This window comes from Rhodococcus sp. 05-2254-6 (genome assembly GCF_002258565.1).
Classification (GTDB): domain Bacteria; phylum Actinomycetota; class Actinomycetes; order Mycobacteriales; family Mycobacteriaceae; genus Rhodococcoides.
Map to the genome: position 1 here is coordinate 1 of NZ_NOZF01000146.1, position 18,165 is coordinate 18,165.

18 protein-coding genes and 1 pseudogene are annotated in these 18,165 nt (G+C 64.2%); 11 read left to right on the top strand and 8 right to left on the bottom strand.

Going from position 1 to position 18,165, the window contains the following annotated elements:
- On the bottom strand, positions 1-281 hold a 281-nt coding region (locus CH256_RS20120), incomplete at its 3' end, for a long-chain fatty acid--CoA ligase (protein WP_256989494.1).
- A 24-nt stretch (positions 282-305) separates the two neighbouring features.
- Between CH256_RS20120 and CH256_RS20125 the strand changes: the two genes are divergently transcribed.
- A complete protein-coding gene (locus CH256_RS20125) occupies positions 306-1,484 on the top strand; it encodes a class I adenylate-forming enzyme family protein (RefSeq protein WP_256989495.1) in 1,179 nt (392 codons plus the stop codon).
- Position 1,485: 1 nt separating this feature from the next.
- Positions 1,486-2,271, top strand: a complete 786-nt coding sequence (locus tag CH256_RS20130; RefSeq protein ID WP_094670430.1) for an enoyl-CoA hydratase/isomerase family protein — start codon at positions 1,486-1,488, stop codon at positions 2,269-2,271.
- On the opposite strand, the gene CH256_RS20135 is transcribed toward CH256_RS20130, so the two are convergent.
- The 5 genes from CH256_RS20135 to CH256_RS20150 all read right to left on the bottom strand — a co-directional run bounded on the left by CH256_RS20135 (position 2,272) and on the right by CH256_RS20150 (position 7,119).
- Entirely contained in the window at positions 2,272-3,321 is a 1,050-nt protein-coding gene (locus tag CH256_RS20135) for a hypothetical protein (protein ID WP_094670431.1), read from the bottom strand. It lies immediately after the preceding gene.
- Positions 3,322-3,361: 40 nt separating this feature from the next.
- Positions 3,362-4,552 carry a serine hydrolase domain-containing protein gene (locus CH256_RS20140; protein WP_094670432.1) on the bottom strand — a complete coding sequence of 397 codons (1,191 nt, stop codon included), beginning with the start codon at positions 4,550-4,552 and terminating at the stop codon, positions 3,362-3,364.
- A 34-nt stretch (positions 4,553-4,586) separates the two neighbouring features.
- A complete protein-coding gene (locus CH256_RS20145; RefSeq protein WP_256989496.1) occupies positions 4,587-5,267 on the bottom strand; it encodes an alpha/beta hydrolase in 681 nt (226 codons plus the stop codon).
- 26 nt (positions 5,268-5,293) lie between these two features.
- The gene (locus CH256_RS28670) at positions 5,294-5,566 is read right to left on the bottom strand and encodes a hypothetical protein (RefSeq protein WP_256989497.1); all 273 of its coding nucleotides are present in this window, start codon (positions 5,564-5,566) and stop codon (positions 5,294-5,296) included.
- 89 nt (positions 5,567-5,655) lie between these two features.
- On the bottom strand, positions 5,656-7,119 hold the full coding sequence (locus tag CH256_RS20150) for a 3-hydroxyacyl-CoA dehydrogenase NAD-binding domain-containing protein (protein ID WP_037189081.1): 1,464 nt from the start codon (positions 7,117-7,119) through the stop codon (positions 5,656-5,658).
- Positions 7,120-7,269: 150 nt separating this feature from the next.
- Here CH256_RS20150 and CH256_RS20155 point away from each other — a divergent pair, with 150 nt between their 5' ends.
- Genes CH256_RS20155 through CH256_RS20190 form a run of 8 tightly spaced genes read left to right on the top strand, consistent with a single transcriptional unit; the run spans position 7,270 to position 15,953 of the window.
- The gene (locus tag CH256_RS20155) at positions 7,270-8,040 is read left to right on the top strand and encodes an enoyl-CoA hydratase-related protein (protein WP_037189083.1); all 771 of its coding nucleotides are present in this window, start codon (positions 7,270-7,272) and stop codon (positions 8,038-8,040) included.
- On the top strand, positions 8,037-8,963 hold the full coding sequence (locus tag CH256_RS20160) for an acyl-CoA dehydrogenase family protein (protein WP_037189084.1): 927 nt from the start codon (positions 8,037-8,039) through the stop codon (positions 8,961-8,963). The genes CH256_RS20155 and CH256_RS20160 overlap by 4 nt, the downstream gene beginning before the upstream one ends.
- 47 nt (positions 8,964-9,010) lie before the next feature.
- On the top strand, positions 9,011-10,216 hold the full coding sequence (locus CH256_RS20165; protein ID WP_037189160.1) for a CaiB/BaiF CoA transferase family protein: 1,206 nt from the start codon (positions 9,011-9,013) through the stop codon (positions 10,214-10,216).
- On the top strand, positions 10,204-10,983 hold the full coding sequence (locus tag CH256_RS20170) for an enoyl-CoA hydratase/isomerase family protein (RefSeq protein WP_037189086.1): 780 nt from the start codon (positions 10,204-10,206) through the stop codon (positions 10,981-10,983). The genes CH256_RS20165 and CH256_RS20170 overlap by 13 nt, the downstream gene beginning before the upstream one ends.
- Positions 10,980-12,149, top strand: a complete 1,170-nt coding sequence (locus CH256_RS20175; protein ID WP_037189087.1) for an acyl-CoA dehydrogenase family protein — start codon at positions 10,980-10,982, stop codon at positions 12,147-12,149. Before CH256_RS20170 ends, CH256_RS20175 begins: the two co-directional genes overlap by 4 nt.
- 28 nt (positions 12,150-12,177) lie before the next feature.
- Complete coding sequence (locus CH256_RS20180) at positions 12,178-13,668, top strand: aldehyde dehydrogenase (RefSeq protein WP_037189162.1); 1,491 nt, start codon at positions 12,178-12,180, stop codon at positions 13,666-13,668.
- Positions 13,669-13,676: 8 nt separating this feature from the next.
- Positions 13,677-14,876, top strand: a complete 1,200-nt coding sequence (locus tag CH256_RS20185) for a CoA transferase (RefSeq protein ID WP_230596192.1) — start codon at positions 13,677-13,679, stop codon at positions 14,874-14,876.
- Positions 14,877-14,930: 54 nt separating this feature from the next.
- Positions 14,931-15,953: a zinc-dependent alcohol dehydrogenase family protein gene (locus CH256_RS20190; protein WP_037189090.1), complete on the top strand. Its 1,023-nt coding sequence runs from the start codon at positions 14,931-14,933 to the stop codon at positions 15,951-15,953.
- Between the two features lie 82 nt (positions 15,954-16,035).
- Here CH256_RS20190 and CH256_RS20195 read toward each other — a convergent pair whose 3' ends face one another.
- The gene (locus tag CH256_RS20195; protein ID WP_094670433.1) at positions 16,036-17,004 is read right to left on the bottom strand and encodes an NAD-dependent epimerase/dehydratase family protein; all 969 of its coding nucleotides are present in this window, start codon (positions 17,002-17,004) and stop codon (positions 16,036-16,038) included.
- 107 nt (positions 17,005-17,111) lie between these two features.
- Positions 17,112-17,945, bottom strand: coding sequence for a FadR/GntR family transcriptional regulator (locus tag CH256_RS20200; RefSeq protein ID WP_230596193.1), 834 nt, complete (start codon positions 17,943-17,945; stop codon positions 17,112-17,114).
- A 108-nt stretch (positions 17,946-18,053) separates the two neighbouring features.
- Between CH256_RS20200 and CH256_RS28675 the strand changes: the two are divergent.
- A pseudogene (locus CH256_RS28675) lies at positions 18,054-18,165 on the top strand (acyl dehydratase); the annotation flags it as partial.

Sequence of the window (18,165 nt, forward strand, 5' to 3'; positions counted from 1 at the left end):
GCGCCGCCTGCGACGATCCCGGCGAACATCAGCCATCCGTCCCGTGGCCCGATGTGCACTCGCAGGATGTCGGCGCCGTCGAGAACCTCGTCGAGTACGGCAGACGATGCGTCGTCGGCCACGACAAGACGAACGTCCGCCAATTCGATGCACCGACGGAGCTCGTTCGGAGCGAACCGATGATTGAGGGGAACTTTGACGAGTCCTGCTTTGAGCAAAGCGAATTCGAGCACCACGTACTCGACGAGGTTCTCGACGGCGCCGACATCCTGCGAGTGCACATCGGGCCACGGGACGGATGGCTGATGTTCGCCGGGATCGTCGCAGGCGGCGCACCGACATCCGTACAGGCCGCGACCGGTCCCGACGACCTTTATCACATTCGCTTCAGCTCCGGCTCCACCGGAAAACCCAAGGGGATAGCCATCTCTCATCGAGGTGCTCGTGCGGCGATCCTCGGGAACACCTGGGTGATGAGCAGCAGTGGACCGGTCGACAGGCCGCGAACGCTGCAAGTTGCGCCGCTGGTGTACGCCGGTGGCTGGAGCGTTCTGCCCACCCTGCTCTGCGGCGGCACCAACGTGTTCATGGACCGCTTCGATGCGGAGCAGATGCTCGATGTGATCGTCGGGCGAGGGATCACCTGGATGTTCGCGGTCCCGACGATGCTGCGACGCATGAGCACGCTCGCAGGACTGGCCGCACTGCGAGGGTCGTCGCTCAGTTGCCTCATGCTCGCTGGTGAGCCGGCGGCTCTGCCCGCGCTCGAGGTGGTGGGGGAACACACCGACGCGTTGATTCAGTGCTGGGGCCAGACGGAAGCGCCCGCATCGACGACGCTGCTGTCGCGGACCGACATGAAGCAGCGCGAACTCTGGGCGTCGATCGGGCGGCCGGTTCCCGGTGTGGAGTTCTCCGTCTACACCGACGGCGTGGTCCTCGACAGTCCTGAACCGGGTGTCGACGGCGAACTGGTGATCAGGACACCGAGCGTCGCGAGCACACTGCTCGGCTCCGAGGACGAGCACGCCGAACGGTTGCTTCCCGACGGGTGGTGGCGCACTTCCGATCTCGGTCACCTCGACGAGTCGGGGCGCATCTACATCGTCGGTCGCGCGAGCGAAACGATCATCACCGGTGGTACGAACATTCAACCGGTGGAGATCGAGCGGGCTTTCGAGAAGCACGCAGCCGTCCGCGAAGCCGTGGTGGTCGGTGTTCCCGACGCGAAGTGGGGGGAGACTCCGGCGGCATACGTGCACCTGTCCGAGCCCTGGGAGTCCGTCGGCGCCGACCTCGACGCGTGGCTGAAGAACAACCTCGCCGGATTCAAGCGGCCTGGTCACATATTCGTGTCACCGGATCCCATTCCACGCGCCTCGGGAGAGTCGAAGATCGCGCGAGGCGACATCAAGAAGATCGTGCAGTCGTGGGTTGCGGACCCGAGCGGTGTGCCGGCCAACGTGACCAGAGTGGAGAAATGACGTGACGGACATCGTCGTATCGGTGGCAGAAGAAATCGGAACTGTCCGACTGAACCGGCCGGACAGAGGAAATTCGGTGACCCCGGACGTCGTGCGACGCATGGGCGAAGCGGTGGCAGAACTCGCGGAGTCCGACTCGGTTTCCGCTGTGGTGCTCACCGGTACCGGCAAAGTGTTCTGCGCTGGCGCTGACGTTCGAGAGATGTACGACGTCTACAACGCCGACGGTCCGGATGGGTTGATGGAGTACCTCGCCGCAACCTGGATGCCTGCCGTGCAGCACACCGTTCGATTGCTTTGGGGTGCAGCGGTTCCGGTAGTCGCTGCATACAACGGGGCCGCAACTGCAGGAGGTCTGGACTTCGGGCTCGCCTGTGACGTGCGGCTTGCGTCGTCGAGGGCGCGATTTGCCGAGAGCTACGTCAATCTCGGTATGGTTCCGGTAGCGGGCGGTGCGTACCTCCTACCGTCTCTCATCGGTCCGGCCGCCGCGCTGCGCATGCTTGCGACGGGCGAGTTCATCACTGCCGACCGGGCTCTCGCACTGGGCATGGTCAGTGAGGTATGCGAACCCGACGCTCTGTCCGACCGAGCCATCGAGGTGGCCCGAGAGATGACGAAAGGGCCGTCGGCTACGTACGCGAGTGTCAAGAAGATCGTTCGTACGAGGTCCACCGTCGAGCTCGACATGGCCCTTCGCGCAAGCCTGGCGGCAAATATCTCGCTGATCGCCCGCCCCGATGTCCGGGCCGGAATTCTGGCGGTCATGGAGCGTTACACGGCCTGATCATCCGCCCGAGTGATGTATCGGTGGCGGCAGCTCGAGGACATGTGATGTGGCCAGTCGGTACTGCAAATACCCAAGTCCAAGACGAATTCGGCCGTAACCGGACATCGGATCGAAGGACATGATGTCCTGCACGCAATCGACCCGAGACTGCATGGTGCTGTGATGGACCCCGGCAAGGCGGGCAGCCTGACGGATCGACGGTGCGTCGAGGAGAGCGTCGAGCGTCGACCGCGCCCACGGGTGGTTCATCACGTCCGCGATCGCGCGCACGTCGGGTCCCGCTCGGCGTTCGGAGGAATCGGCGAGCAACTCCACGATCCCGGTGTATCGATCCGCGTCGACGAACGGTTCTTTGTCCCCGTCACACAGTTGGAGAGCGACCATCGCCGTGCGTAGCGAGAAGTCCAGATCGTCGATCCCCACCGCGATTCCAGCACCCGAAGGGCGAACGTCGAGGCGGTCGGCGTGCGCGTCGACGACCACGATGTGGATCGCGCCGTACGCGGTGTTGACCACGTCGCCGGCCCCGGACGGATGGGATTGCCACACCGCGAACAGCGGCGCAGCCACGATGCGGTAGGACTGTCCTGTTCTCAGGCCAAGTCGTTCTGCTGCTGCTCGACGCTCCATTGGGTCTCGCAGCGCGTCCAGGGCGGTCCCCAGGTCTCGACGGGGTTCGAGGTCGCGGCGCTCCATGCCCAGCCTGACACCGATGGACAGAGCCAAACGCTCGACGATGATGGCGTCGTTCGGGTGGGGCGCGCCCTGCCGTTCCAGCCACACCTCGGCGTTACCGGGAAGCTCGTAGGAAAGCACCGTGCCGGGTCCCGGACCGTCGAGCTCTTCACCGCCGGGTGTCATGCGCATCGTTCGTGCAGGGTCGTCCACCTGCAGCCCTGCGGGGCATCCTGCGAGCGACGCTGCGGTGCTGAGCAGCGCACGACTGTTGACGTTTCCTCTGATGAGCTCGTCGAAACAGGCGATCACACGAATTCCGAGGCTCGCGTCGGGGTCGAGTGCCGAGATCTTGCCGAGTAGCTCCTGCATTCGGCCCCTTCCGCCGCTCTCTATCGTGTTCTACCCATTGTCAGCCATGGAGAGCGCTGTAGGTGGCCTTCTCGAAATCGAGATACCCGCCGACGGATCCCGCATCGGCGAACGGGAAGATTTGGGTGGCCCAGTACCCGCCGATTCCGTTGCGCCGATCGATCCAGTAGTACAGGTTCGCAAGTCCCGCCCAGGCGTTGCTTCCGGCTGGTCGGCCCGTGGGTGCGTCTTCGTCGTTGATCATGAACGTGTAGCTCCAGGACTTGGGCATGCCGGGGAAGAATTCGGCATTGTTGCTGAGCGACGGGATAACCCCGGGAAGCATCTTGACTTTCAGATCACCGAGGTGATTCTGCAGTGCGAAATCAACCGTCTCGGGCCGCAGGATCTGCTCGCCCGAGGCGGACGCCCCGTCGTTCAGCCACATCCTGATGAACGAAAGATAGTCACCGACAGTCGAATACAGGCCATGTCCACCCATATCCACCTCGGGGTCGGGGAGCGCAAAGTCCGTGGGGGTCAGTGCACCGTCGGCTTCCCGCTGGTGCATGGTCGCCACGCGATCGCGGGTGCGGTCCGACAGGGTGAACGCGGTGTCGTTCATGCCGAGCGGCGCCAGGATGCGTTCCTGCATCACCTGGCCGAGCCTCTTGCCGGTGATCCCCTCGATCACTTGCCCCGCCCAGTCGATGTTGCTGCCGTACTCCCACTGCTCGCCGGGATCGAACAGCAACGGAGTCTGCAGGGCCTTACGGCTCGAGGTGACGATGCTGGGCTGGCCGTGCTCGACCGCGAGGCGGTTGTATTTCTCGTTGAAGAAGTCGTACCCGAACCCGGCGGTGTGCAGGAGCAGATGCTTCGTCGTGATGTCACGCTTGGGTGCACGGAGTACGGGTCGGCCCTCGTCGTCGAACCCGTCCAACACTTGCACCTCGCCCAGTGCCGGCGCATATTCCTTTGCGGGCGCGTCGAAGTCGAGCAGTCCCTGCTCTCGCAGCTGCAACGCGGCAACTCCGGTCAACGCCTTCGTGGTCGAGAAGATCGCGAAGACACTGTCGGTGGTCATCTTGCTCTTCGCACCGACGTCTCGGTACCCGGAAGCCTTCAGATACAACGTCTCGTTCCTGTCGGTGACGCCGGCGACGACGCCCGGTACCGATGCGGGAGCGTTGTTCAGAACAGGGTCGATTGCGGATTCGAAGGTCGAGCGGTCGACCTGTGATGCGGTCATGCTGATTCTCCTTTTCTCGGGGATGAGCGAAAAATCAATCGGCGAGGCGGTTCTCGACCCACGCGTTGCGGGTGCGGATCATGCCCTGGGCGAGAGTCGTGTGCGGAGCGAAGATGTCGAAGGCGTGGAACCCGCCGTTCCACACATGCAGCTCTGCGTCGGTTCCTGCGTGCCAAAGGGAGGTCGCATAGTCGACGGCCTCGTCCCGGAAGATCTCGGCCGATCCGACGTCGATGTACGCAGGTGGAAGGCCGGCGAGGTCCGTTGCGCGGGCCGGGGCGATGTAGGGCGAGACGTCGTCTGTCCGGTACTGCTCGCCGAGCACCGCGCGCCATCCGGTCTCGTTGCTCACTCGGTCCCAGACGCCCACGGCATCGAATTGCTTTGTCGATACGGCAGTTCCGCGGTCGTCGAGCATGGGGTAGATCAGCAACTGACCGCACAGGCGTGGTCCGCCGCGGTCGCGCGCAGCAAGAGCGAGTCCAGCCGCGAGGCCGCCGCCGGCGCTGGCTCCGGCAACCATGATGCGCGAGGTGTCCACCCCAAGGGGCGATGCGTTGTCTACGATCCACCGCAGTGTCGAGAACAGGTCTTCGCGTGCGTACGGGTCCGGAAACTCCGGTGCCAACCGGTATTCCGGCGACACGAGGACTGCACCGAGGCGTTCGACCCAGTCGAGGTTCAGTGCCAGCGCGTTGAATCTGTCGCCGAACATGAGCCCTCCCGAATGGGCGTATAGGATCACCGGCCGCGGGCCGCCGTGGCGGGGGAGCGAAATACCGATACGACGATCTCGTCGCCGAGGTGGCCGCGGACCACGTGCTCGAGGTGGTCCACGAGGTGCCCCTGCAGGATGTCGGGGAGGGGCGGCGACGCGTACGACCGCCGCATGAAGGCGATGAGGTCAGGAGTGATCGTCGGCGGGAAGACTCCACCCACGATGGCGAGCCCAGCCCGGAGTTCGGCGTCGATCTCGGGTCGGGGAAGCCGCGACGCTCCGCTCGACTGTGTCATGGATCATAGTATCGTCTGGAAATCGCCTCCCGTGAACCGCCGGGGCGACGCAAACCTCGCAATCGAGACCGCCGAATGTCGGGTTCCCGTCAATCGCGTAGTAGGCGGTTGGCTCGGTACCGGGTGTCGTGGTAGCTCGACCACAGCGCGTCGAGCAGTTCCAGTACTGCGGCCCGCGACCAGTCGCGCGTCCATTCGAACGGGCCGGCAGGGTAGTTCGTGCCGAGCATCATGGCGACATCGATGTCGTCGGGGGTAGCCACTCCGTGCATGGTGGTCTCCCACGCTTCGTTCGCCACGACTGCCAAAGTTCGAGCCAGCACGAGTCCCGGCACATCGGACACGGGGTGGGCGGCGATGCCTGCACGTTCGAGCATCGCCGCAACGGTCGAGAGCACCTCGGGGTGCGAGGATGCGATCGCGATACCGGTGGCGGACGCCACCGAGATGCAGCGGTCGAGCACGACGACGGGTACGCCGCCTCGCTCGGCCGACTCGGAACGCGCGGTTCGGCCACGCGTGATCACGACTACGGTTCCGTCGAGTACCAGTTCGCCCCGCGCGCTCAGTGCCGTTTCCTCGCGTGTGACCGCGACGCGCGCTCGCTCCACCAGAGTGTCGAGTTCGGGGCTGTCGCCTCGTCGAATCGACTCACCGGGCAGTGCCCCGGCCACCACCTGCGCGGGGGCGTCCGCGGTGGCACCGTCGGCATAGGAGTAGAAGCCGTGGCCACGCTTGCGTCCGTAGCGGCCCGCCGCAACGAGCTCGTCCTGGATGCGCGACGGTTCGAAGCGGGGGTCGAAATTGAAGGCCGTCCACACGGTCCTCGTCACGGCGGCATTGACGTCGTTGCCGATGAGATCCATGAGCTCGAACGGGCCCATCCTGAATTGGCCAGCGCCGCGGATGATCGCGTCGAGTGTGGCGGGAGAGGCCACGGATTCCTGCAGAAGCCGAAGAGGTTCGCCGTAGAAGCCGCGCGCGACCCGGTTGACGATGAAGCCAGGTGCGTTGGTGACCCGCGCGACCGTCTTGCCCCACGCAACCGCCAGCGTGTCGATGTCGTCCGCAACCTGCTGGTCGGTCTGCAGCCCGGTGACGACCTCGACCAGCTTCATCACCGGCACCGGATTGAAGAAGTGCATGCCGACGACTCGGCTGGGGAGTGGGGAGCGGGCGGCGATTTCGGAGACGGACAGCGACGAGGTGTTCGTCGCGAGGATGCACTGAGGGCCGAAGTGGTCGGCAGCCGCGGTGAAGACCGCGGCCTTGACGTCGAGCGACTCGAGGACGGCCTCGATGACCACCGTGTTCGGATGCTGGGGAGCGAGGTCCATCGACGTGCAGGTGTTCAGCAGACTGTCCAGGGAAGCCGCGATGGCAGGCTGCCGCTTCGCCAACCGGGTCCCGATGTCGTCGGTCGCGGCCTTCAGCTGTGCTTCCTGCGGATCCACAAGTGTTACCGAGTGGCCCGCGGAGAGCGCGGTCTGCGCGATCCCACGCCCCATCGTTCCTGCGCCCACAACGCAGATCGGGGTGGATGCTGTGGTCATGTGTGTCTCCCGGAAGTTGTTGGCGGGGCCGCGCGCCGGACAAATCTTGTTGCTTCTATCTGTATGACAATGTACGTTGCTGTAAAGAAAGTATCAGACTAAATGTCTTACAAAACGATATTCTGGACCGGAACAGAAAGTGGTACCGCTATGACCTACGAAGACATTGTCGTCTCCGTCGACGAGGGGGTGGCAACCATTGCGATCAACCGCCCCGAGAACGCGAACAAGCTGCGTTTCACCACCGCACGCGAGTTGCTCGACGCGTTCCGCATGGTGCGAGAGACGCCCACCATCGATGCGGCAGTGCTGACCGGGACCGGCGACAAGTTCTTCTGCATCGGCGGTGAGCACGAAGAGCTCAGCTCACTCGACTACTCGAGCGTGATGCCGGTGATCGACCTGTACGAGTTCATCGACACGATGCCCAAGCCCGTGATAGCGGCTGTCAACGGCTTCGCCGTCGGTGGCGGCAACGTCCTTCAGGTCGTCTGCGATCTGACCGTCGCTGCGCCGCATTCGATCTTTCGTCAGGTCGGGCCGATGGTCGGAAGCTTCGACGCCGGATACGGCACGTGGTACCTGGAACAAACGATCGGGCGTCGGCGCGCAAAGGAAATGTGGTACCTGAACCGCAAGTACTCCGCTGAGCAGGCGCTGGACATGGGTTTGATCAACGACATCGCCGACGATCCGGTCGCACATGCACACGAGCTGGCGCAGACGCTTCGCCGTCGTGGCCCCTTCGCGTTGAGCGCACTCAAGGCTGCATTCTCCGGACGGCACACCGGTGTGGTCGGGCAGGCACGCATGGCTCACGACCTCCTGCTCACTGCATATCGCAGCACTCAGGAGGCCACCGAGATGTCGGAGTCCTTCGAAGAGCGCCGTGAGCCCGACCGATCGAAGTTCAACCGATGACCGCCCTGAGCCCCGAGTTGGAGGCGTTCATGACGACCGCGACGAAGGTTGCGTCGTCCGTGGCTGACTCGTCCGACTCGGTGAGCGCCTCACGCGGAGCGTTGGACAGCACCGGACTCCTCGATCTCGCGCGCGATGTCGCGGACGAGGCGGACGGCGTGCACTGGCTTGCTCATACCGTCCGCGTGGTCGCGCAGACATCTCCGTCACTCGCCTTCGTGCTCGCCGGCCGATACGCCGCCGACCACGTCGGCCGCGACGCAGGACCGGACGGCTCGTCGTTCGGACTGGCCTTTGCCGGCTCCGCGACCGTCGTGTCGGCAGCACTCGAACCGCAGCGAGCAGTGGTGTGGGACGCAGAGTCCGGATCGGTGTTCGCAGCGCCTTTCGATTCGGTCGGAACAATTGGCAGCGAGCGATCCGGTCTGGCGCAGGCAGATTTGGTCTCGGTGACCTTTCCCTCCGGCTCTGTCGTCGCCGACGCCGACGCCTCCGAGCTCGTCTCGCGGTGGGACCTGTTCACCGGGGCCGCGCTGGTCGGAACGGCACGCCGAGCCGTGCTCGAGTCGCAGGCCTATGTCATGGGTCGTCACCAGTTCGGCGTCCCCATCGGGTCTTTCGTCGGCCTGCGTGCCCTGGTCGCCGACATGGATCTTCGAGTCAGGGAGACCGAAGCACTGCTGGTGCTGGCCCTCGACGGCGCCGCTTCGTCACCTGTGTCGGCCGTCGCCGGCCGCGCCGCTGTCGCAGTATGCATCGATGCCGTTCAGGCGCACGGTGGGTACGGGTACATCGACGAGTACCCCATCGCCGGATTGTTGCGCGATGCCATCGGTATCGCGTCGAGGGCAGGTGGGCGACGCTTCCACATCGCACGAGTCGCCCAACTCGGCTTGGGCCCTCGAGCAGCCGTGCTGCCATGACTGCTGCCTCCTGTGACAGCGACACAGACACAGAACCGGAGAAGAACATGAACGCAGCGAGTGGACCGTTGGCCGGTGTTCGGGTAGTCGACATCTCGTCGTCCTACGCTGCACCGACGACCTCGATGTACCTCGCCGACATGGGTGCGGACGTCATCAAGATCGAACCGACACGCGGAGACGACGCGCGTGGATGGGGCCCTCCCTTCCTCAACGGTGAGGCCGCCTGGTTCCTGTCGGTGAACCGAAACAAGCGAAGCATGTGCCTCGACATCCGTGGACAGGCCGGCCGCGACGTCCTGTTCAAGCTGCTCGAGACCGCCGACGTCTTCATCGAGAATATCAATCCTGTCAAACTCGAGAAGCACGGCTTGAGTCCAGACACTCTGCGAAAGGCTTTCCCGCAGTTGATTATCTGTGCATTCTCCGGTTTCGGTCTCACCGGACCCGATTCCGCATTGCCGGGCTACGACCTGATAGCACAGGCCCGATCGGGAATCATGAGCGTGACGGGCGCGGACGGCGTACCGCAACGCGTCAGCACAGCCCTGTCCGACGTCGCGGCGGGAACGGTCGCTGCGTTCGCTGTGTCGTCGGCCCTGGTAAAGCAGCAACGCACCGGGGAGGGCGAGATCGTCGACATCGCTTTGCTCGAAGCCGATTTGGCATTCATGTCACCGCGTATCGCGAGCTACCTCGCCGGCGAGCCGGAGCCGTCACCGTGCTCTGGGCGCGACTCGGTCGTGGCCATCTACCAGTCCATGAAGACAGCCGACCGTCCCATCGTGGTCGCCATCGGCAACGACGGTCACTGGCGTCGTGCGTGCGCGGCGCTCGGGTTGGACGAATTGGGACGACGAGAAGATCTGCGTACCAACGCCGATCGACGCGCCAAGAGGGACGAGGTGGTAGGACATTTTCAAGCTCGACTCGAGACCATGCCGTCCGAGGCCGCGCTGAAGACACTGCAGGCCGTCGGTGTTCCGTGCTCGCAGATCAACTCATTGTCGGAGGTGGTCTCCGACCCACAGGTCGAAGCGCGCAGGGCCATCGTCTCCTACGAGCACCCGGTGGCCGGTACGTTTCGCGGCGTGGGTACGCCATGGCGGCTTGCGTCCGACCCGGAGGATCGGCAGTCTCGTATTCCGGCACCTCTGCGCGGGGAACACGGCCGGGCTGTGCTGAGCGAGATCGGACTCGACGATGCGGCGATCGCACAGTTGGCGAACGAGGAGGTCGTATGGGTTCCGTGATCGACACCATGCGTTCCGGACGCGTGCTGACCATCGAGATCACCCGTCCGGGCCAACTGAACGCACTCAACTCCACCGTCCTAGGGGAGATTCTCGGCGTAGTCACCGACGCACAACACGATAATTCCCTCGGTGCCATCATCATTCGTGGCAGTGGGGACAGAGCCTTCAGCGCCGGTGCCGATCTCGACGAGATCCGCGGGCTCGATGTCGAAGCTGCGCACGCGTTCATTCGAGCCGGTCAACGAACCATGAAAGCCATTGCCGACTCGGTGATCCCGGTCATAGCCGACGTCGACGGATTCGCGCTCGGTGGCGGTTTCGAGTTGATGTTGTCCTGCCACCTGGTAGTGGCGTCCGATCGGAGTCGATTCGGCCTCCCCGAGGCGCGCATCGGGTGCATCCCGGGTTTCGGCGGCACCCAGCGGCTCGCCATGTCCGTGAGCAAACCGGCGGCGCTTCTCATGATGCTCGGGGGGGAGCGTGTCGACGCGGATCGTGCCTGGCAGATCGGTCTGCTCTCGGTACCTCCGTCGCCGCCGGAGCATTCGACCGCTGAGGCCCGACGCCTGGCCGAGCTGATCGCGTCGGGAAGCAGAACCGGGGTCGCGAACATTCTCGATGCGGCGCGGTCGGCGTTCAGTGCTGCAGCGCTCGATCATGAGGCGGCCCTCGCTGCCATCTCCATTGCTGCGCGCGACGGGCAGGAAGGGATCACATCCTTCGCAGAGCGTCGCGCACCCGTCTTCCACCAGGAGAACACATGAGTACACCGTGGGCCAGCATCGACTACGACATCATCGACATCGTCGATTCGGTCATCGCGCGCACCATCGCTCCCGAAGCACAGACGATCGACGCGACGGGGACATTCCCCGCCGCCGCGATCTCCGAGTTGGCAGAAGCGGGCCTGGGCATTCTGCAGATGCAGAAGTCGCTTGGTGGCGCGGGAGCGAGCACCTCCACCTACGCCGAAGCGCTGCTGCGTATTTCGGCAGCGTGCGGAGCGACATCAACCGTCTACATGACGCAGATGCACGCCGCTCACCCGATTCATCTGCAGGGCACACGGGAGCAGAGTGAGCGCTGGGTCCCGGCACTGTGCGCAGCGACTGCGATTGGATCCATCGCACTCACAGAACCCGGCGCGGGATCCGATGTCAGTTCGATGCGTACGGTTGCGCGTCGAGACGGGGACAGCTACGTAGTCAACGGCGAGAAGACGTTCATTTCCAACGGTGACCGCGCCGACGTGATCGTTCTGTTCGCCACGGTGAACACAGCCCTCGGAAAGTCGGGTATCACAGCGTTTCTGCTCGACACGGCGACTCTCGACGGCTTCGTGCCGGGTCCGCCCATGAAGAAGCTCGGTCAGAAGGGCGCGTCGACGGTGACGTTGTCGTTCCAGGACTGCCGAATCCCGGTCTCGGCTCGAATGGGCGAGGAAGGCGACGGCTATCCGCTGTTGCTGCGCTCCGTCGTTCGATCGCGGATCAGCGCAGCGGCGCAGGGCGTGGGGTTCGCGCAGGGAGCGTTCGACGCAGTGGTGTCCTGGGCTGCGGATCGAGATCTGCTGTCGTCGAAGACGTTGCATGCGCAGGACCTGCAGTTCGAGCTCGCCCGGTTGCGCGGCGACATCACGGCGGCGCGGGCGATGCTGCTGTCCGTGTGCGCTCAGGTGGACTCGAGCGTCGACGAGCCCGTCGCCGAAGTGTCGTTGGTCAAGATGCACTGCACGACATTGGGAACGACGGTCGCCGCGCGATGCGTCGAGCTTCTGGGGCCGGACGGCGACCTGGTCTCGCTCGGTGTCGAGCGGCTACTGCGCGATGCGAAGATCGCCGAGATCTACGACGGCACCAATCAGGTTCAGAGCATGCTTGTCGCGCGGGACATCCGTCTCACCGCGACACGTGCAACCGCGGACGCGTGAGGCATTCGATATGCAGAAGTTGAAGGACATGCAGAAGTCAACGTACGAAACGATTTTCGTCGACGGAGAGTGGATCGCCCCTGCGTCGTCCGAAATGACCGAACTCATCTCGCCGACAACCGGCGAGGTCTACGGGACAGTACCCGCAGGATCCGTCGACGACATGGATACCGCTGTTCGTGCTGCGCGCCGTGCTTTCGACGACGGTAAGTGGCGCGGCACCACGCTGCAGGACCGCCTCGAGATTCTGCAGCGGCTGAGGCAGCTGTTCCTGGACAACGCAGAGGACCTCGCCACGACGATCACTACCGAGATGGGTTGTCCCATCACCCAATCTCGGTCCATTCAGGCGGCCAACCCGGTCAAGGTCATCGACGCGTCCCTCGACATCGCAGCGGAGTTCCCGTGGCGTTCGCTGCGACGTTCCGAGCTGGCGAACGCTCTCGTCACTCGCAGCCCTGTCGGCGTCGTTGCTGCCGTGTCTCCGTGGAACATGCCGCTCTCGATCAACGTGCAGAAACTCGTGCCCGCGCTCATCGCCGGCTGCACGATGGTGCTCAAGCCGTCGCCGGAAACGCCGTTGGATGCGTATCTGTTGGCCGAGTTGGCAACCGAAGCCGGTCTGCCACCCGGAGTGCTGAACGTCGTGCCGGCAGGCCGAGAGGCGAGTGCGTATCTCGTCGGGCATCCGCTGGTGGACAAGGTGACGTTCACCGGATCCCCGGCAGCGGGGCGAAGCATCGCTGCGCGCTGCGGCGAGGACCTGCGCCGCGTCACTCTCGAACTCGGTGGCAAGTCGGCCGCAGTGGTGCTTCCCGACGCGGACCTGGACCAGGCTGTCGAAGCGCTCCGCATGGGATCGTTCCGCAACAGCGGCCAGGTGTGCTCGCTCAAGACTCGCATTCTCGTGCACGAGTCGCAGCAGGAGGAGTTCACCGACCGTCTCGTAGCGATGGTGTCGGCGATGCCCGTCGGTGACCCGATGGACCCCGAGACCCAGATCGGACCCCTGGTCTCCGAGCGTCAGCGCGCGGTCGTGGAGGGCTACATCGCCGCCGGGCGGGCCGAGGGTGCGCGTTGCGTGCTCGGCGGTGGTCGGCCGAAGGACCTCGATCGCGGGTGGTTCGTCGAGCCGACCATCTTCGTCGATGCCACTCCCGACATGAAGATCGTGCGGGAAGAGATCTTCGGGCCCGTGGTGTCGGTGCTGTCGTACCGCGACGAGGCGCACGCCATCGAGTTGGCCAACGACTCGGACTACGGACTCAACGGTGCGGTGTTCACCGGGGACGTTCAGCGCGGCCTGCGTGTCGCCGGGCGCATGCATACCGGCACGGTCGAGGTGAACGGCAGTCCGGCCGGTTTCTCCGCACCGATGGGCGGGATCAAGCTCAGTGGATTGGGTCGGGAGAACGGGCCGGAGGGACTCGAAGCATATGTCGAGCTCAAGGCTGTAGGTGTGTCGGCGGCGGTTGCCGACACACTCGTCGCGGCTGACCCGGCACTGGCGAGAACGTGATCGGTGAGGTGACGGGGCCGCTTGCAGGCGTTCGCGTCATCGAAGCGTCCTCGTTCGTGGCCGGTCCGTCCGCCGGGCTTGCACTCTCCCAGCTCGGGGCGGATGTCATCAGAGTGGATCCGCCGGCCGGCGGTAGTGACGCCGGGCGGTGGCCGCTCTCTCGTACCGGATCGAGCTTGTTCTGGGCGAACCTCAACCGTGGCAAGCGATCCGTGACCATCGACCATCGGACTCCCGAGGGTCGCGAACTCCTCGTCGGACTGGTGACCGCGCCCGGTCCCGGAAGCGGAATTCTGGTCGACAACATGGTGGGCCGCAGCAGGATTCGTTACGAGCAGCTTGCCGAGCACCGTGCCGACGCTATCCATGTCCACATCGAAGGACGCAGGGGCGGATTGCCTGCGGTCGATTATTCGATCAATGCCGAGATCGGTGTGCCGATGATGACGGGTCCGAGCCACTCTGTGGGACCTGTCAATCACGTGCTTCCCGCATGGGATCTCGTGACGGGGATGATCGCCGCGACATCTGTGTCAGCGGCGCTGGTCCATCGCGATCGGACGGGGAACGGGTCCAAGGTGGACGTGGCGTTGTCCGACGTGGCTCTCGCCGGTGTGGCGGACATGGGGTGGTTGGCGGAGGCGCACGAATCCGGTAGTGCCAGAGCACGACTGGGCAATCACATGTTCGGGACCTTCGGTGTCGATTTCGAGACCTCGGACGGTCGTCGCGTCATGGTCGTCGCGCTGACGACGGGTCAGTGGCATGCCGTGCAGCGGGCCACGGGCACCGAGACAGTGTTCTCGGCGTTGGCGGAGACGTTCGGTGCGGACCTCGACGACGAAGGCGAGCGGTTCCGCTTTCGAGAAACGATCGAATCCGTTCTCCGACCCTGGTTCATGGCGCGCGATTTCTCCGAAATAGAGCAGGCACTCGACGCGGCAAGAGCGCTGTGGAGTCCGTACCGCGATATGAGCGAGGTAGTGCAGCTCGCGCTCGCGGATTCGGTCGGCATCGTGCACGAGATCGATCAACCGGGCGTCGGCACCATGCTCAGCGCTGCGGCACCGTGGCGGTGGGGTGACGTGCATGCGACATCTGCTGCAGCACCAGGCTTGTCGGCGAACACGGACGAAGTCCTTGCCGACACACTTGGCCTGTCGGGTGCCGAGTTGGCCGGCCTGCACCAGCGCGGTGTCATCGGATAGCCCGCTCGGATCGATGAACGAAGTTGAGACAATGGCGAACGACAGGAGTACGTGATGCAAGGAGCGGTATACCTCGGCGACAGGAAGGTCGAACTGCGTGACTTTCCGGAACCCACACCGGGTGAGGGCGAAGTCGTCGTGGCCACCAAGGCGTCGGGACTGTGCGGTAGCGACCTCAACTACTACCGGGCCGAGCCCACCGATGGCGAAGGACGCTGCATCGCCGGACACGAGCCCGCGGGTGTGGTGCACGCGGTGGGCGAGGGTGTCTCGGACACCGTCGCGAAGGTCGGCGACCGGGTGATGATCCATCACTACATCGGCTGTGGGGCCTGCTCGGACTGCCGGTCAGGGTGGTCTCAGATGTGTATCGTCGCACCGATCGTCGTGCTCGGTAGCGACGACCATGGCGGTCACGCGCCGTACATCAAGGTGCCTGCGTCTACCCTGGTTCCACTCGATGACACGTTGAGTTTCGAGGCAGGCGCGGCGATTTCGTGTGGAACGGGTACCGCGTGGGGTGCTCTCGACCGGGTGGGTGACGTCGGCGGACGAACGGTGGTCGTCTTCGGGCAGGGGCCGGTCGGGTTGTCCGCAACGATGCTCGCGACGGCCATGGGTGCGCGCGTCATCGCGGTCGACCTCAGTGCCGCCAGGCGGGAGCAGGCACTGAGCTTCGGCGCTGTGGCTGCGATCGATCCGGCGGCCGGGCCGGTACCGGAGGCGGTCCGGAAGGTGGCAGGTGCCGACGGAGTGCCACTGGGGATCGAGACGTCCGGGTCGTCCATCGCCGCTGCCGACCTCGTCGACAGCTTGGCGCGATGGGGCCGTGCATGTTTCGTGGGTGTCGGCGCCGAGATCCGGATCGGCGTGCTGCCGTATCTGCGACGTCAGTTGACGGTCATGACCTCGTGGTCGATGTCCTGGGTGGGGCAGAAGGAGTGCGCGGACTTCATTGTCGCGCAAAACCTTCCGGTCGACGCGCTGTTCACTCATAGGTGGAAGCTCGACGAGGTGTCCGAGGCGTATACCGAGTTCGACAAGCAACGCGCGGGCAAGGGCGTAATCCTGTTCTGACGGCAGCCGAGCGAACGACGTACGACGTACGACGTACGACGTACGACGTACGACCGTCACACGGTCGGCGTCGCATCTCGTTTCACACGAGTGTCGTGTCGAACCACTCGATCACGCTGCGCAGGCCGTCCTTCAGTTCGACCTCCGGCGTGAAGCCCAGCACATCCTTCATCCGACGTTGGCTCACCAGCTGGTGCCGAGTCCGGTTCTCGTCGAAAACTATTGCGGTGGGATCACTTCCAGCCATTTCGGCCAGGGCTCCGTAGATCTCCGCGGACGTGCGCGGGACGCCGGAGACATTGACCGCCATGCCTGTCGCGTCGGAAAAAATTGCGCGGCGGACGGCTTCTGCGACATCCGCAACATGAATCAACCCGTGCTGAGCGGTCGAGGCCCACGGAATGGTCGGTGTCCGGCCGTCGCGAACGGCCGCGAGGAGATCGGTCATCAGCGACCCGTTCGAGCCCGGACTGGTGCGCGGGCCGTAGATCGTGCCCAGCCGTAGCGCCAGATAGTCGGGCCCACCCGCCGATGCGAACGCCTCGCAATAGGCCTCGCCCGCGAGTTTGGTGGCCGCGTACATGTTGACCCCGGAACAGGGCCACGGCTCGTCTTCTGCGAACGGGGCACGGTGGGCATCGGGAAACGAGCCGTAGACGGTGTGCGAAGACCCGAAAACGAACCTTCGCGCGCTGGAGTCGCTCGCCGCGGTCAGCAGGTCGTAGGTGGATCCGACGTTGACCTCGTGCGCGTCACGGGTGTTCGAGGACGATGCCTTCGTCCGGACAGCTGCGAGATGGACGATCACGTCGACGTCGCGGACCATCGAGGTGATCGAGGACGGATCTCGAAGATCTGCCGAATACGCAGTCACACCGTCCAGTCTGTCCAATTCCTTCAGCATGGCCTCGCCGCCCGCGTCGGTAGCGATCACGGTTGTGTCCGAATCGGCAGCCAGAAGCTCCACTACATGAGACCCGACGAAGCCCGCTGCTCCGGTGACCAGAATTCTCAGTGGCTCGCCGTCCGGCTGTAATGCAGTGTTCGTCATGGGTGATCTCCAGCCGCAGGATGTAGTCCAGAAAGGAAGTGTCCACCAAAACTAGCAGTCAGTTTAATGTCTGACAATAAGGATGGGCATGCGGCTCGGCTTGTTCGTCAGCAGGGGAGCGAGTACTGCAGCACGAAGTCCAGGTGTTCTCTCATGGCCGCTCCGGCCTTCTCCGGGTCGCGAGCCTCGATCGCTGCCTCGATGGCGATGTGTTGACGAACCGTCTTTTTCGCGACCTCGGGCGTCACGTCCAGGAACTGGGCGGGGTGGGTGGCGTCGTGCACCGACGAAATGAAGGCCGCGAGCAGCCGATTTCCCGATGCATAGCCGATCGCGGTGTGGAAGCGAAGGTCGTACTCCGGGATCTCCGGATCGTCGATCGTGATGTTCTTCTGCAGGTCGATGACACTTCGAATCTTCACTATGTCTTCGTCTGTTCGGTTGCGCGCGGCCCACTCTGCGGCGGGGATCTCGAGGAGCCGCCGCACCTCGGTGATCTCGGCGATGTCCAGCGCGCCGATGCGGACAATGGTGTCCATGGATTCGCTGAGCATCTGACTCAGCGAATGTGGTGTCACCGTATTCACGAAGCTGCCGCCGGCAACTCCGGGGATCTTCCGGATGAGCCCTGAACTGACGAGTGCGCCGAGTGCTTCTCGGACGGTCGGGCGGCTGACTCCGAACAGCTGGGCGAGCTCTGTCTCGGGTGGGAGCTTGGCACCCTGTTTGAAGCGCCCGTCGAGGATTGCCTCGCGTAACTGCTCTTCCACCTGATCGCGGGGGCGAGTTACCTGACGCGCTTTGAAAGAACTGGTTGGGGTGGAAGGCATGTGATCTCCAGTCGGCGTTGAATAAGTGCTCGCGTTGACGGCTGACACATCAATGGTCTTACAGTCTCCCACGCTGTCGACCGAATGAGTTTCTGGGCGCTCGACGCTCACTTGTGCGACTGCGCACTTTCGGTCCAGTGATCAAGGATGTTCAACGCGATAAATATCTGACAGTATTCTAGCTGTTCACGTTGTCGATATGTGAAGGTTGAGTAACCGATGTCAGTGGTAGGTGAGCGTCTCACGACCGAACGCAGTCCATTTTTCGATGAATTGACGGTCGGGCAAGTGTTCGACACGGCGCCGGCCGTCACCCTCACCGAGGGCATGG